General features: G+C 63.3%; 14 protein-coding genes. 10 read left to right on the top strand and 4 right to left on the bottom strand.

The genetic code is table 11. The annotated features are described in order from the left end of the window. Nucleotides 1–66: 66 nt before the first annotated feature. The 4 genes from B5J99_RS13795 (at nt 67) to B5J99_RS13780 (ending at nt 4,412) form a co-directional block, all read left to right on the top strand. Nucleotides 67–1,452 carry a M48 family metalloprotease gene (locus B5J99_RS13795; RefSeq protein WP_425456490.1) on the top strand — a complete coding sequence of 462 codons (1,386 nt, stop codon included), beginning with the start codon at nt 67–69 and terminating at the stop codon, nt 1,450–1,452. 98 nt (nt 1,453–1,550) lie between these two features. After that, nucleotides 1,551–2,333, top strand: coding sequence for a DsbA family protein (locus B5J99_RS13790; protein ID WP_082382018.1), 783 nt, complete (start codon nt 1,551–1,553; stop codon nt 2,331–2,333). A 6-nt stretch (nt 2,334–2,339) separates the two neighbouring features. After that, on the top strand, nt 2,340–3,368 hold the full coding sequence (locus tag B5J99_RS13785; RefSeq protein WP_054132965.1) for a M48 family metallopeptidase: 1,029 nt from the start codon (nt 2,340–2,342) through the stop codon (nt 3,366–3,368). A gap of 147 nt (nt 3,369–3,515) precedes the next feature. After that, nucleotides 3,516–4,412 carry an OmpA family protein gene (locus B5J99_RS13780; RefSeq protein ID WP_069049926.1) on the top strand — a complete coding sequence of 299 codons (897 nt, stop codon included), beginning with the start codon at nt 3,516–3,518 and terminating at the stop codon, nt 4,410–4,412. Nucleotides 4,413–4,518: 106 nt separating this feature from the next. Here the strand turns inward: B5J99_RS13780 and B5J99_RS13775 are convergent, their stop codons facing one another. Beyond that, the gene (locus tag B5J99_RS13775) at nt 4,519–5,127 is read right to left on the bottom strand and encodes an HD domain-containing protein (RefSeq protein WP_117352698.1); all 609 of its coding nucleotides are present in this window, start codon (nt 5,125–5,127) and stop codon (nt 4,519–4,521) included. A gap of 104 nt (nt 5,128–5,231) precedes the next feature. Between B5J99_RS13775 and B5J99_RS13770 the strand changes: the two genes are divergently transcribed. Genes B5J99_RS13770 through B5J99_RS13760 form a run of 3 tightly spaced genes read left to right on the top strand, consistent with a single transcriptional unit; the run spans nt 5,232 to nt 7,975 of the window. Then, nucleotides 5,232–6,329 (top strand): sensor histidine kinase, encoded by a 1,098-nt coding sequence (locus B5J99_RS13770; protein ID WP_054132968.1) that lies wholly within the window; start codon nt 5,232–5,234, stop codon nt 6,327–6,329. Continuing rightward, nucleotides 6,326–7,132 carry a LytR/AlgR family response regulator transcription factor gene (locus B5J99_RS13765; RefSeq protein ID WP_054132969.1) on the top strand — a complete coding sequence of 269 codons (807 nt, stop codon included), beginning with the start codon at nt 6,326–6,328 and terminating at the stop codon, nt 7,130–7,132. The genes B5J99_RS13770 and B5J99_RS13765 overlap by 4 nt, the downstream gene beginning before the upstream one ends. 24 nt (nt 7,133–7,156) lie before the next feature. Next, nucleotides 7,157–7,975, top strand: coding sequence for an isocitrate lyase/PEP mutase family protein (locus B5J99_RS13760; RefSeq protein ID WP_231683581.1), 819 nt, complete (start codon nt 7,157–7,159; stop codon nt 7,973–7,975). A gap of 13 nt (nt 7,976–7,988) precedes the next feature. Here the strand turns inward: B5J99_RS13760 and B5J99_RS13755 are convergent, their stop codons facing one another. Further along, nucleotides 7,989–8,444 carry a nucleoside deaminase gene (locus tag B5J99_RS13755; protein WP_117353513.1) on the bottom strand — a complete coding sequence of 152 codons (456 nt, stop codon included), beginning with the start codon at nt 8,442–8,444 and terminating at the stop codon, nt 7,989–7,991. Nucleotides 8,445–8,594: 150 nt separating this feature from the next. Between B5J99_RS13755 and rpmB the strand changes: the two genes are divergently transcribed. Beyond that, the gene (gene rpmB, locus B5J99_RS13750; protein ID WP_054132971.1) at nt 8,595–8,876 is read left to right on the top strand and encodes a 50S ribosomal protein L28; all 282 of its coding nucleotides are present in this window, start codon (nt 8,595–8,597) and stop codon (nt 8,874–8,876) included. Between the two features lie 2 nt (nt 8,877–8,878). Continuing rightward, nucleotides 8,879–9,346: a Rid family hydrolase gene (locus B5J99_RS13745; protein WP_117352697.1), complete on the top strand. Its 468-nt coding sequence runs from the start codon at nt 8,879–8,881 to the stop codon at nt 9,344–9,346. Here B5J99_RS13745 and B5J99_RS13740 read toward each other — a convergent pair. Both B5J99_RS13740 and B5J99_RS13735 read right to left on the bottom strand, forming a co-directional pair. Continuing rightward, nucleotides 9,315–10,316 carry an esterase-like activity of phytase family protein gene (locus B5J99_RS13740; RefSeq protein ID WP_162892607.1) on the bottom strand — a complete coding sequence of 334 codons (1,002 nt, stop codon included), beginning with the start codon at nt 10,314–10,316 and terminating at the stop codon, nt 9,315–9,317. The genes B5J99_RS13745 and B5J99_RS13740 overlap by 32 nt on opposite strands. Nucleotides 10,317–10,374: 58 nt before the next feature. After that, nucleotides 10,375–12,249: an ABC transporter transmembrane domain-containing protein gene (locus B5J99_RS13735; protein ID WP_257785061.1), complete on the bottom strand. Its 1,875-nt coding sequence runs from the start codon at nt 12,247–12,249 to the stop codon at nt 10,375–10,377. A 273-nt stretch (nt 12,250–12,522) separates the two neighbouring features. Between B5J99_RS13735 and B5J99_RS13730 the strand changes: the two genes are divergently transcribed. Next, entirely contained in the window at nt 12,523–13,743 is a 1,221-nt protein-coding gene (locus B5J99_RS13730) for a polyhydroxyalkanoate depolymerase (protein WP_117352695.1), read from the top strand. The last annotated feature ends 43 nt before the right edge of the window (nt 13,744–13,786 follow it).

Genomic DNA, 13,786 nt, shown 5'->3' with positions numbered 1-13,786 from the left:
TCATCCTTGGCTGGCCACCACGCGGCCATGACAGGCATGCCCTTTTCCCCCGTGACGCAGGCGGCAATGCACCAGACGACCAGACGTTGCAGCTCGTTGATCTCCACCCTTGCGGCGCGGCTGCTCGCGATCTGCGCGGTGTGCGTGCTGGCGGTGCAGCCGGTGTCGGCGCAGTCGATCCTGCGCGATGCTGAGACGGAGGCGCTGCTGGCGGACATGTCGCACGATCTCATTCTCGCAGCCGGGCTGCTTCCCTCCAACGTCAATGTCGTGGTCATCAACGACCGCAGCATCAACGCCTTTGTCGCGGGGACGCAGGATGTCTACATCCATAGCGGGCTGATCGAGGCGGCAGGCAACGTCAACGAGGTTCAGGGCGTCATCGCCCACGAGATCGGGCATATCGCGCTGGGCCATTCGATCACCCGGTCGGAAAGCGCATCCAAGGCGAGCAAGATCACCATATTGTCGCTGCTGCTGGGAATCGCCGCGGTCGCCGCGGGTGCTGGCGAGGCGGGCCTGGGCATCATGGGCGCGGGCCAGCAGGCAGCGCTGGGCAAGTTCCTGGCGCATACCCGCGGCGAGGAAGCAGGCGCAGACGTCGCCGGTGCCAAATATCTCTCCAAGGCCGGGCTTACCGGAAAGGGTTCGCTCAACTTCTTCAAGCGCCTGCAAAATCTGGAGTTCCGGCTCGCCATCCCGCAGGAGGACAGCTACAACCGCTCGCACCCGCTATCGGGCGAGCGCATCACGCTGCTGCAGGAAATCTACGAGAACGACCCGGCTTTCAATGCCCGGATTGACCCTGCGCTCGAGGCGCGGTTCCAGCGCGTGAAGGCCAAGCTGGTCGGCTATGTCGCCGATCCGCCCGAAACATTGCGCGACTATCCCGAGACCGACCAGAGCGTGCCCGCGCGCTATGCCCGCGCTTATGCCTGGCACAAGAGCGCCTATCCCGAAAAGGCGCTGGCAGAAGCCCGCTCGCTGCTCGCCGAGGCGCCGGACGACCCGTATTTCCTGGAAATCTACGGCCAGATCCTGCTCGAATCGGGCAGACCGCAGGAAGCGCTCGCGCCGTTACAGAAGGCCGTCGCCAGCACCAACGCACAATCTCTGATCGCAGGCGTCTATGGCCATGCGCTGATCGCCAGCGAGGACCCCGCCAACCTGCCCGAGGCCGAGCGGGTGCTGAAGGCTGCGGTGGCGCGCGATGCGGAAAATCCGTTCGCCTGGTATCAGCTGGGCGTGGTCTATGCCAATCGCGGCGATACACCGCGTGCAGCGCTTGCCAGTGCAGAGCGCTATGTGCTGCAGGGCAACGCCCCGCTGGCGCTGCGCAGCGCCGAAGAGGCGATGCTGGGCCTGCCGCAGGGCAGCGCCGATTTCATTCGTGCGCAGGATATTGCGATATTGGCGCGCGACGCGGTTGAACGCCAGTCGCGCCGCCGTTAAGCCTCGATCCCGTTACCGATACTCTCATCAACCAAAGGCCCGCCATGACAACACCCACCCCCTCCTCTGGCGAGGCCTCATCAAGGAACTGGCTGTTCATGGCTGTTGCCGCATTTCTGACCATCGCCGCCGGGATCGGCACATTCATGTGGCAAAGCGGCGGGCTGGTCGCACCAGGCGGTGGCGAAGCGGCCAAGGATGCCGACAGCGCAGCAGCCGCAGCCGGGTTCGACACCAAGGACAAGGCCGCGATCGAGGCGATCGTGCGCGCCTATATCCTCGAAAACCCCGAGATCATTCCCGAAGCCGTGCAGAAGCTGCAGGGCAAGCAGGCCGCCAAGCGCATCGCATCGGTGCGCGGCGCCGTCGAGACGCCGTTTGCCGCGTCCTATGCCGGCAACCCCGATGGCGATGTCGTGCTGGTCGAATATTCCGATTTCGCCTGCGGTTTCTGCCGCCAGAGCGTCAGCGATGTTGCCCGGCTGGTGAGCGAGGACAAGAACCTCAAGGTCGTGTTCCACGAGCTTCCCATCCTCTCCGACGAAAGCCGGGTTGCAGCAGCCTGGGGCATGGCCGCCGCGCAGCAGGGCAAATATTACGCGTTCTACAAGGCAATGTTCGGCGCAGGCCGCCCCGCCCAGGCGACCATCGAGCAGGCTGCGAAGACCGCCGGGCTGGATATGGCCGCCGCGCGCACCTTCGTGGCCAGCAAACAGGCCGAAGAGGTGATCGACGCCAATATCCGCATCGCCCAGCAGCTGGAATTCAGCGGAACACCCAGCTGGGTGATCGGCAACAAGGTGCTCAACGGCGCGGTCGGCTATGACGAATTGAAGGCTGCGATCGACGAGGCACGCGCCGCGAAGAAATCCGTGAGCTGATCCGGCATGCGTGCCATCCGGCACATTGTCTGCTGTCTGGCGCTGGGAGGCGCGCTGCCGAGCGGCGCTGCGCCAGCGTTCGCCGAGGCCCCTGACAGCGCCATCGCGGCATTCGACGCGCTCAGGGCATCGGACACCCGCGTCCTGAGCGTTGGCACACGGCTCGCCCGCGCCAATGCGCCGTTCTGCCGTTCGCGCGAAAATGCGATCGGCATGACGCTGCACCATATCGGGCAATACCCAGATGCTGCTGCGGCAAGAGCCTCATTCGGCTTTGCCCGCGATTATGCCGTGCTCGCATTGGTCGCAGATGGCCCGGCAGCGCAGGCGGGAATCCGGCCCGACGACGCGATCGTCGCGCTCAACGGGGTGGCCTTTGCCCCTGCCCCGGCCGCGCTTGGCACCATCGATCAGCCCGCAGCCTATCGTCCGATCGCCTGGGCAGATGCGCAAATTCGCTCAGCGCTGGACACCGGCCCGATCACGCTGACCCTGATCCGCGATGGCCGGACCTTCGATGTCGCGGTCACCGGAACGCCTGCCTGCCGCAGCCGTTTCGAGCTCCGCCCCAGCGGCGAATATGGCGCGTCGGCCGATGGCGATATCGTCGGTATCACCGTTCCGATGCTGGACTTCATGCTCGATGATGACGAACTCGCCGCGATCCTTGCGCACGAGATGGCGCACAATCTGCTCGAGCACCGCCGCAGGCTCAACGCGGCGGGCGTCCAGCGCGGACTGTTGCAGCAGTTCGGCCGCAACGCCCGGCTGACGCTGGCGACCGAGATCGAAGCCGACCGCCTGTCGATCTGGCTGATGGCCAATGCGGGCTACGACCCAGCCGGCGCGGTCCGCTTCTGGACGCGCTATGGCCGGCAACGCGGCAAGGGCATCTTTTCCGCGCCGACGCACTATCGCTGGAAGAAGCGTGTCGGGCTGTTCGAGGAAGAGATGGCCAAGCTGACCGGGGCCGCCAGAGACCCGCGAGGCTGGCTTCCGCCGCTACTGGCCGAGCCGCTCGCTCCGCTCGACTGATACCCGCCGGCAACGCGCGCTTTCTCATCTCGCCGCGCCTGCCCTTTCGGCTCGCCGCACAATGGCTGCGGCGCGGGAACACTTCATCCGCTCAGCAGTCTCCGGGACACACGGACGAAATCCCCCCCATGTTGAAGGAGTAATTCCATGCGTTTCCTTGCCACCACTCCCGGCATAACCATGGCGCTGGCCCTGCTGGCCGCCACCGCCTCTACCACGAGCTTCGCGCAGCAGTCCGGACCCTTGCAGGCTGATGTCGCAGGCGAAGGCGAACAGCTGCCGGATCCCGCCACCATGACCGAGGGGCCCGACATCAAGGGCGTGCTCACCGCGCGCCAGGGTGACCGGATCCAGGTCGAGGCGGCAGACGGCACCCGCACCGTGCTGGTGGTCAACGAGACGACCCAGGTTCGCGCCTCTGGCGGCCTGTTCGGTGCGAGCCGCACCAAGCTCGACACTGGCGCATTGCTCAACGGCCTGCCGCTGACGATCAAGACGCTGCAATCGGGTGAAACGCTGCTTGCCAGCCAGATCACCTTCAAGAACACCGACTTCAAGACCGCATCGATGATCCGTACCGGCACGTCGCAGCAATTTGCCGAGCAGAGCGCAGCGACCGAAGCGCTGCGCGGACGCATGGGCGATATCGACCAGTACAACGTCAAGGCGACGACCAATGTCTATTTCGACACCGCGCAGGCCAAGCTGAGCGAACAGGCCAAGGCCGAGCTTTGCTCGGCCGCGGGTTCGGCAGAGCAGATGGACAACGCGCTGATGCTGGTGGTCGGCTATACCGATGCGGATGGTGATGAGGACTTCAACCAGCAGCTCAGCGAAAAGCGCGCGGCCAGCGTCATCAACTATCTCCAGCAGGTCTGCAAGTGGAAGCCCTATCGCATGCTCACGCCCGCGGGCATGGCCGAGGCCGATCCGGTTGCAGACAACATGACCGATGAAGGCAAGGCGCAGAACCGCCGCGTCGCCGTGAACATTCTGGTCAGCAAGGCCGTGGACGGCCTTTATGCGGAAAACTCGCGTCGCTGAGACTGGCTTCGCGTTGAAGAACGATTCGGGGGTATCGCTTGGCCGTTAGGCGGCGATGCTCCCGCATCTTGTCTTAGCCCCTTCGCTGGAGCGGGCGTTCTCTTGGTCAGGCTTGTTCGACAACCTTGGCGTACATCGAGTTGATCGGCCTGGCCATCACGCGGCGCAGCATCGGCTCGAAGAATTCGAGCGGCTCGCTGTCATAATCCGGATCGAATGCGGCCTGGTCGTATTTCTCGCAGAAATGCGCGCAGGCATCGAAATACGGCGAAGACCGGAACATGTCGCGCGTGTTGCGGTCGCCGCCGATGTAATGGAAGTAATAATAGCCCTGGAAGGCGCCGTGATTGGCGCAGATCCAGTGGACTTCCTCCGACACGAACGGTTTGATGATCGCGGCGGCAACATCGGGGTGGTTATAGCTACCCAATGTATCGCCGATGTCGTGCAGCAGCGCCATCACCACATAGGCTTCGTCGCGCCCGCCGCGATGGGCGCGGGTCGCGGTCTGCAGGCTGTGCTGGAGCCGGTCGATGGGAAATCCGCCGAAATCGCCGTCGAGCAACCGAAGATGCGCCAGCACACGATCGGGCAGGCCATGCGCGAACTCGCGATACTGCCCTGCGATGATCGCCCAGTCATCCTGCGTGCCATTGGTCATGGCGGTGAACTTGGCGCGGTGCTCGGGCGCCAGGGTGTCGATGGTGTCGCTCATGCGCGCGGATCCTCTCGTTATCGTTGACACAAAGCGTATCGCAGCGGGGCCGATGATGCAAAAAATTCTGTGGCAACGGCACAAATCGGGCTAAGCCTCGTTGCATGGCGATGCTGCCCTTCAAGCCGACACCGTTCTTTGCCAACAAGAACCGGGCCTTCTGGAACCTGCAGACCTTGGGTTGGGCAGGCGCATTGGCGCTGCGTGGCATATCGGGGCTCGCCAACGGCCAGCCTATCTCGTTCCTGGTGCCGATCATCATCGCCACCATCACCGGCTATTCGATATCGTTAGTGATGGGGGTGATCTACCAGACGCTGATCGACCGCAAGCCACTGGTCACCTGGGGCGTCACGCTGATCGTGCTGCTGGCGGGATCGGCGCTCTATGCCTTTGTCGATGCGTGGGTGGCGACCTTGTATCGCCCCGGCAGCGACAGCAATTTCACCGCGATCCTGCTGGGCGCGTTCTATCTAGACCTCACGCTGCTGGGGGCTTGGTCGGCGTTGTATTACGCGATCAACTTCTTCCTGCGGATCGAGGAGCAGCAGGACCAGATGCTGCGGCTGGAGAACCAGGCAACCAGCGCGCAGCTGGCGATGCTGCGCTATCAGCTCAACCCGCACTTCCTGTTCAATACGCTCAACAGCATTTCCACGCTGGTGCTGCTCAAGCAGACCGAGCCTGCCAATGCAATGCTATCGCGGCTCTCGTCGTTCCTGCGTTACACGCTGGCGAACGAGCCCACTGCGCGGGTGACGCTGGCGCAGGAGGTCGAGACGCTCAAGCTGTATCTCGACATCGAGAAGATGCGCTTTGAAGAGCGGCTGCGTGCGCATTTCGAGATCGAGCCTAACGCCGCGAATGCGCTGCTGCCTTCGCTGCTCTTGCAACCTCTGGTCGAGAACGCCATAAAATATGCGGTGACGCCAAAGGAAGACGGCGCCGATATCACAATCTCGGCGCAACTCATCGGACCCCTGCTGCGTATCACCGTAACCGACACAGGGCCCGGATTGAAGAAGCAAGGCACGACGGCCAATGCATCAACCGGGGTCGGGCTGGCGAATATCAGGGACAGGCTGTCCCAGGCATATGAAGACAATCACCGGTTTGAGACACGATCATCACCCGGGGGCGGCTATAGCGTGATTATCGAAATTCCGTTTGAAACACGCGAACAAAGGCAATTACAGGCATGACCATCCGCACCATCCTGATCGATGACGAGAAACTCGCCATTCAGGGAATGCAGCTCAGGCTGGAGAAGTTTGAAGACATCGAAATCATCGACACATGCCTCAACGGGCGCGAGGCGATCCGCAAGATCAAGACGCTAAAGCCAGATCTGGTGTTTCTGGATATCCAGATGCCGGGCTTTGACGGCTTTTCGGTGGTCAAGGGCATCATGGACATCGAGCCGCCTTTGGTGGTGTTCTGCACCGCCTATTCCGAACATGCGGTCAAGGCGTTCGAAGCTCAGGCTGTCGACTATCTGCTCAAACCCGTCGACGACGTGCGGCTGGCCGATGCCATAGACCGCATCCGTGAGCGCATTCGCGACAAGAAGGGCCGTGAAGAAGCCGACAAGCTGATGAACGTGCTCAACGAGGTCGCGCCCGACGCTGTCGAAGCGCTCGACCTAGGCGAAGACGACGAGGCAGCGGCCTCGAACCGCTATGAAAAGCTGATCAACATCAAGGACCGCGGCCAGATCTTCCGCGTCGATGTCGACACCATCGAGCGGATCGATGCCGCGGGCGATTACATGTGCATCTACACCGGCGACAATTCGCTGATCCTGCGCGAGACGATGAAGGATCTGGAAAAGCGGCTTGACCCGCGCAACTTCCAGCGCGTCCACCGTTCGACCATCGTCAATCTGGGGCTGGTCCGCCAGGTCAAGCCGCACACCAATGGCGAATGCTTCCTGGTGCTCGAATCGGGCGCTCAGGTGAAGGTGTCGCGCAGCTATCGCGATGTTGTCGCGCGGTTCGTGCACTGACATGCTTTGATCGCATGAAACGGGATGTCGGCTCCGGGTAACGGAGCTAATGTGCGGGCAAGGAGAAACACCATGCCCGCACAAGCTGCCAAGGCTTCACACTTTCACGATCTTCACAGGGGCGATACCCCGCTGGTGCTGGTAAACATCTGGGATCCGGGCAGCGCTGCGACCGTGATATCGCAAGGAGCACCAGCGCTGGCCACGGGCAGCGCGTCCGTTGCAAGTGCGATGGGCTTCGGTGATGGCGAAGCGGTGCCACTGCCGCTGGTGCTCGACAACGCTCGCAGGATCGCTTCCTCGACTGACCTTCCGGTGACGCTCGATTTCGAAGGGGGATATGCTACCGACACTGCAACGCTGGCCGAAAACATCCGCAACGTCATCGCAACCGGGGTCGTTGGCATCAACTTCGAAGATCAAGTGATCGGTGGCAGTGGACTTCATGCCATCGACGACCATGTAGCACGCATCGCCGCCATTCGCGAGATCGCGGAGGCGGAAGGGGTGGATCTGTTCATCAACGCTCGAACGGATGTGTGGCTGGACGCCGGCAAGGCGGTGATACTGCCCGCTGAGCGCCTTCGCGAAGCAATCACACGTGGACTGGCCTTTGCTGCAGCGGGTGCAAACGGATTTTTCGTTCCCGGACTGACCGACGCCGAACAGATTGCCGAATTGTGCGAGGCGGTGCCCCTGCCGATCAACGCGATGCACTTCGAAGGCATGCCTTCGATGGCCGATCTGGCACTGGCCGGTGTCCGCCGCATCAGCTTCGGACCCGGACCGTATTCGTGCGCGATGGCGGCTCTGGCCAGGCAGGCGCAGGCAGCCTACCACTGATCGGCAACGTTTCTTATCGGCGCTCGGCAAAAAACGCCTTGAGCAGCGCTGCCGCATCTTCTGCGCCAACCCCAGCATAGACCTCGGGCTTGTGCAGCACGGTAGGCTGCTGGAACAGCCGCGGGCCATGCTCCACCGCCCCGCCCTTGGGATCGCTCGCAGCATAATGCAGCCTTGCGATCCGGGCGTGGGCAATGGCCCCCGCGCACATCGCGCATGGCTCCAGCGTCACCCACAGATCGCATCCCGTAAGCCGGTCGGTTCCGAGCGCAGCGCACGCGGCACGGATGGCCATGATCTCGGCATGCGCGGTGGGATCGTTGAGCGCGCGGGGCTGATTGTGGCCCTGGCCGATCACCCTGCCCTGATGAACGACGATGGCGCCGACGGGCACTTCGCCCAATGCTGCCGCCTGACGGGCCAGTTCCAGCGCCTGCTCGGCAAATTTTCGGGCATTGTCCAGCGTCATATCGCGCCAACTACCGCCAACGCTGTTGCCCTGCCAGCGGTTTTCGCGCATAGCGATGGCTTCGACGGCTGGCAAAGGTTGACTTGGACTTCGTCTGACGCTAACCGCCCGTCCTTCATAAACACAACGTTTCATCAGGATTCTTACACCATGTCGCGGATTTGCGAACTGACCGGCAAGGGCCGGATGGTGGGTCACAATGTGTCCCACGCCAACAACAAGACCAAGCGCGTTTTTCTGCCCAATCTGCAGAACGTCACGCTGATGAGCGAAAAGCTGGATCGCAGCTTCAAGCTTCGCGTATCGACTGCAGGTCTGCGTTCGGTGGAGCATGTCGGCGGCCTCGACAACTGGCTGCTGAAGACCAGCGAAGAAAAGCTCTCGGCTCGCGCTGCCAAGATCAAGCGCGAACTGCACAAGGCAGCGGCCTGACCATGGCCCGCCAGCGCGCCTTGCTGATTGCAAGCGCGCTGGCCCTTTCGGTTGTGTCGCATCCCGCCCTCGCGGGGTCGCGCACGACCGCAGAAGTGCTTTATTCCGAAAATGCAGAAGAACGCGCCTTTCAGGAGAGCGCGGGTTTCAGCGATGCGGTCATCCTGCGGGATGGCACCATCTATCTGTCCGGCATCGTGGTTGGCCCCGATGCCGATGAGGCAGCCTTCAACGCTGCCTATCGCCGGATCAGCGGCATCCTGATCCGCGCAGGCTCAAGCTGGGAGGACGTCATCGACGTCACCAGCTATCACACCGATATCGAAAAGCAGATCGGGCCGATGTCCGCGGTGCAGAAGCAGTATCTGGCACCGCCCTTCCCGGCATGGACCGCCATCCAGGTGAGCCGCCTCTATCTCCCCGAAGGCAAGACCGAGATCAAGATCGTGGCGAAACGCTCGCCTCGCTGAACTCGAATTTCAGCAGCAGGCTTCGCTGCACGCTCAGATAATTGTCATCCGCCACCAGCCAGACGATGGTCCGGCCGCGCTCGCGATCCACCGCGATCCCTTCCATGTTGTCGACCGGAAACGGCGGCTGCAGGGTTGCGATGACCTTGGGTGTCACAAGCACTCCCGGCGCAATCGCGTCCGCCGCGATGATGCCGATCTTGGCGCTGACTCCGCTGATATAATTGAAGCGGCGATGCAGCGCGAGCAGCCGTCCATCGGGCAACGCTGCGATATCGGTGATCCGGTATCCTTCCGGAGCGCGATAAGCGAACGCCCTCGCCTGTGCGCCGGGCTCTGCCGGATCGGTCGCGTAGATCAGTCCCACCGTCACCCCGGGGCGCACCGAGCGCGACTCGGAGAACACCAGGAAGCTGCCATCCGCGCGCCGCAGCAGCGCCTCCGCCCCGCCGTTCTTGGGCCAACCGATCATGGCCTTGGGCCTGCCGGTCGCCTCTGCCCGCGCGAACGCCGGCGAGTAGCGGCGGATGCGGTGGCGCTGTTCGAAGCCGATCCAGAACCGCCCGGACACCGGATCATGCGCCATGCTTTCGGAATCCTGGTCGACCTTGGTGCTTCGCTCGCCCTTGCGCACCGGCAACGGCGCGATGAAGCTGTCATGGGTCACCGCGCTGTCGCGAATGGTAAAGCCTGCGAGGATGGCGGCATCGCTCAGCGCCAGCAGCCGGCCATCGCCCATAGCGTGCAGCGCCGAGAACCCGCCGAATTCGCTGTTCTCGCTTTCGAGCTCCCACCCGTCCACCAGAGTCAGCGGACCGTTGCCCAACCTGTGGGGCAGCGTAGGCAGGTCCAGCGGCCGCTTCAGGGTGATCTGCTGGCTGGTGTTGGGCGGAACCGGGGAATCGGCGACGAACGCGCCAGTACCCAGAAAGAACAGCAGCGACAGCACCGCAAGCGCGCGGCGCATCATGGGGCGTGCATCCGGAGCGAGCGACTGGACAAGGGGACTGGAAGGTCGATCACGGCGATCACTCCGCCGCCAGTGGCCCTTCGGTGAACTGCAGGCTGGAAAGCCGCGCGTACAGCCCGCTGCGCGCCGACAGTTCGTCATGCGTGCCCTGCTCGACAATCGCCCCGTCGCTCATCACGATGATGCGGTCAGCCGAGCGGATCGTCGCCAGCCGGTGCGCGATCACCAGCGTGGTGCGACCCTGCATCAGCCGTTCGAGCGCATTCTGGACCAATTTTTCGCTCTCGGCATCGAGCGCGGAAGTTGCCTCGTCGAGCAGCAGGATCGGCGCGTTGCGCAGCAGCGCACGTGCGATCGAGATGCGCTGACGCTGGCCGCCCGAAAGCCTCGCGCCGCCCTCGCCCAGATAGCTGTCGAGACCCTCGGGCAGCTTGCGCAGGAATTCTTCGGCATTGGCGGCGCGGGCCGCGTCCCAGATCTGCTCGTCGGTCGCGGTCCAGTTGCCATAACGCAGATTGTCGCGCGCGCTGGCCGCGAAGAGCACGCTGTCCTGCGGGACGAACGCCATGCGCTGGCGGATCGCTTCGGGATCGGCCGAGGGCAAGGCAACGCCGTCTATCCGGACGGAGCCTGCCTGCGGATCGTAGAAGCGCTGCGCGAGCTGGAACAAGGTGGACTTGCCCGCGCCCGAAGGACCCACGATCGCCACGGTCTCGCCCGGCGACACCTGAAGCGAGAAATCCCTGAGCGCCAGCGTCTCGGGCCGGGTGGGGTAGGCAAAGCTGACGTTCTGGAAGCTGATCTGGCCGCGCGGCGGCACGGGCAGCACGATGGGGCTCGCAGGCGCGCGGATTTCGGGCTGTTCGTTGAGCAGCTCGTTCAATCGTCCGGCAGCCCCCCCTGCGCGCAGGAGATCGCCATAGACCTCGGTCAGCGCCCCGAAAGCGCCAGCGACCAGCCCGCCGGTCAGAACGAACGCTGCGATATCGCCGCCCGACAGGCGTCCCTCGATGACATCGACCGCGCCCTGCCACATGATCATGGTGATCGCACCGAAGATCAGCGTGATCACGACCGCGGTCAGGCTGGCGCGCAGCGTGATACGGCGGCGGGCGGTGGCAAAGGTGGTTTCCACCGCGTCGCCGAAGCGCGCGGCCTCGCGGTCTTCCTGCCCGAAGGCCTGGACGATCTTCATCGCCGCGAGCACCTCGGTGATCGTCGCGCCGACATTGGCCACGCGGTCCTGGCTCGAGCGGGCGACCTTCTCAAGCTTGCGGCCGATAAACACGATTGGCAGCACGATAACCGGAATGCCGAGCAGCAGCATGCCGGTGAGCTTGGGGGCCAGCGAAAACAGATAGGCGATCCCGCCGATTCCGACGACCAGGTTGCGCAGCGCCACCGAGACGGTCGTGCCGACGACCTGTTCGACGATCGCGGTGTCCGAGGTCATGCGCGAGGCGATTTCGGACGGGCGGTTGGTTTCGAAGAAGCTGGGCGCCAGTTTCAGCAGGTTGCGCTGCACCGCCAGCCGGATGTCGGCGACCACGCGTTCACCCAGCCATGACACGAAATAGAAGCGCAGTGCCGTCGACATGCCCAGCACAACGGTGATCATGAACAGATAGCGGAACCAGCGGCCGATATCCTCGGTGCTGCCGCCAGCATCGAATCCGCGGTCGATGACCATCTTGAACCCGGCCGGGATGGCGAGAGTCGCACCTGCTGCCACCGCCAGCGCCAGCATGGCACACGCGATCTGCCGGGGATAAGCCGATGCAAAGCGCATGATCATCGCCAGATTGCCCAGCTGGCGCGGATTTCCCCGCTTGCCCTTGGCGGGAGCGGCATCATCGGCAACAGCCGGAACAGATGCGCTTGCTTGATCGGGTACAGCCACTTGCGAGGCCGGTGAAATATGTGTTTCCGCCATGACAGAGCGCCTAGCAGGCCTGACTTCCCCACTCAACGATTTTGGGTGACGCCTGGCATCGCCGCAGCCCTGGCTAAGGCGCCGATTTTACACCCGGCCAAGTCGCTGTAACCGATGCGTTAACCGGTCTATGCAAGACTTCACCCAGGCAACCCGAAGGCCGGGTTGCGCGTAAATGGCTTGTATTTTTATTGGTGCAGCGCAACATTGCTAGGCGAGAGGCCTCCGAACAGAGCCGCACCAAGCGGACACGGGGGTTTGCAGGGGAATTACATGCTTTACCACGCTTATGAACTTCAACGCTCGTTCCTATCGAGCGCGAGCGCGATCGCGACCATGGGCGCGAACATGCTCAACAGCCCGCTCAATCCGATGACCTTTTTCGGCGGACAGCCGATCATGGCCTCAGCGCTCGAAGTGTTCGCGCATGCGTCCGCTCCTTACGGCAAGCCGGGTTTCGGTATCACCAGCGTCGATATCGACGGTGCCCCAAGCGCGGTGCAGGAAGACGTCGTGCTCGAACGCCCGTTCGGCGATCTGCTGCGCTTTCGCCATGAAAAGCTGCCCAAGGATGCACCGCGGCTTCTGATCGTCGCGCCGATGTCGGGCCATTATGCCACGCTGCTGCGCGGCACCGTGGCGCGGATGATCCCCAAGCACGAGGTCTACATCACCGACTGGGCAGATGCGCGTGACGTACCGCTCAAGGAAGGCCGGTTCGATCTCGACGACTATATCGACTATCTGGTCGGCTTCCTCGAGCATATCGGCCCCGGCGCGCATATGCTTGCTGTGTGCCAGCCTTCGGTGCCCAGCTTTGCCGCTGCCGCGCTGATGTCGGCCGACAAGCACCCGTGCCGCCCCAGGACGCTGACGATGATGGGCGGACCGATCGACACGCGCGAAGCGCCAACCGCGGTCAACACCATGGCGACCCAGCGCCCGCTGGCCTGGTTCGAGCACAATGTCATCGCCAAGGTGCCGTTCCAGTACAAAGGCGCAGGGCGCAAGGTCTATCCCGGCTTCATGCAGCTCACCGGCTTCATGTCGATGAACTTGGGCAACCACATGATGAGCCACTGGGAGATGTACAAGCATCTGGTGGCGGGCGATGGCGAGAGCGCCGATGCCGCCAAGGACTTCTATGACGAGTACCGTTCGGTCTGCGACATGACCGCCGAATTCTATCTGCAGACGGTGGAGAACGTGTTCCAGACGCACAGCCTGCCCAAGGGCGAGTTCATGCATCGGGGCAAGCGCATCGATCCCGGCGCGATCACCGACGTTGCCATGCTGGCAATCGAAGGCGAGCGCGACGACATCAGCGGGCTGGGTCAGACCCGTGCCGCGCTGACGCTCGCACCCAAGCTGCCCAAGGCCAAGAAGAAGTACCTGATGGCCGAAAGCGTCGGCCATTATGGCATCTTCAATGGCAGCAAATGGCGCGAGCGGATCGCGCCGGTAGTCGAGGACTGGATCGCCTCGCACAACTGATCGCAAGTCGGGGGCGGTGACAGGCGTTTGTGCCTTGCCGCCC

Source organism: Blastomonas fulva (assembly GCF_003431825.1).
Classification (GTDB): Bacteria; Pseudomonadota; Alphaproteobacteria; order Sphingomonadales; family Sphingomonadaceae; genus Blastomonas; species Blastomonas fulva.
This window is presented reverse-complemented; position numbering and strand designations above follow the sequence as displayed.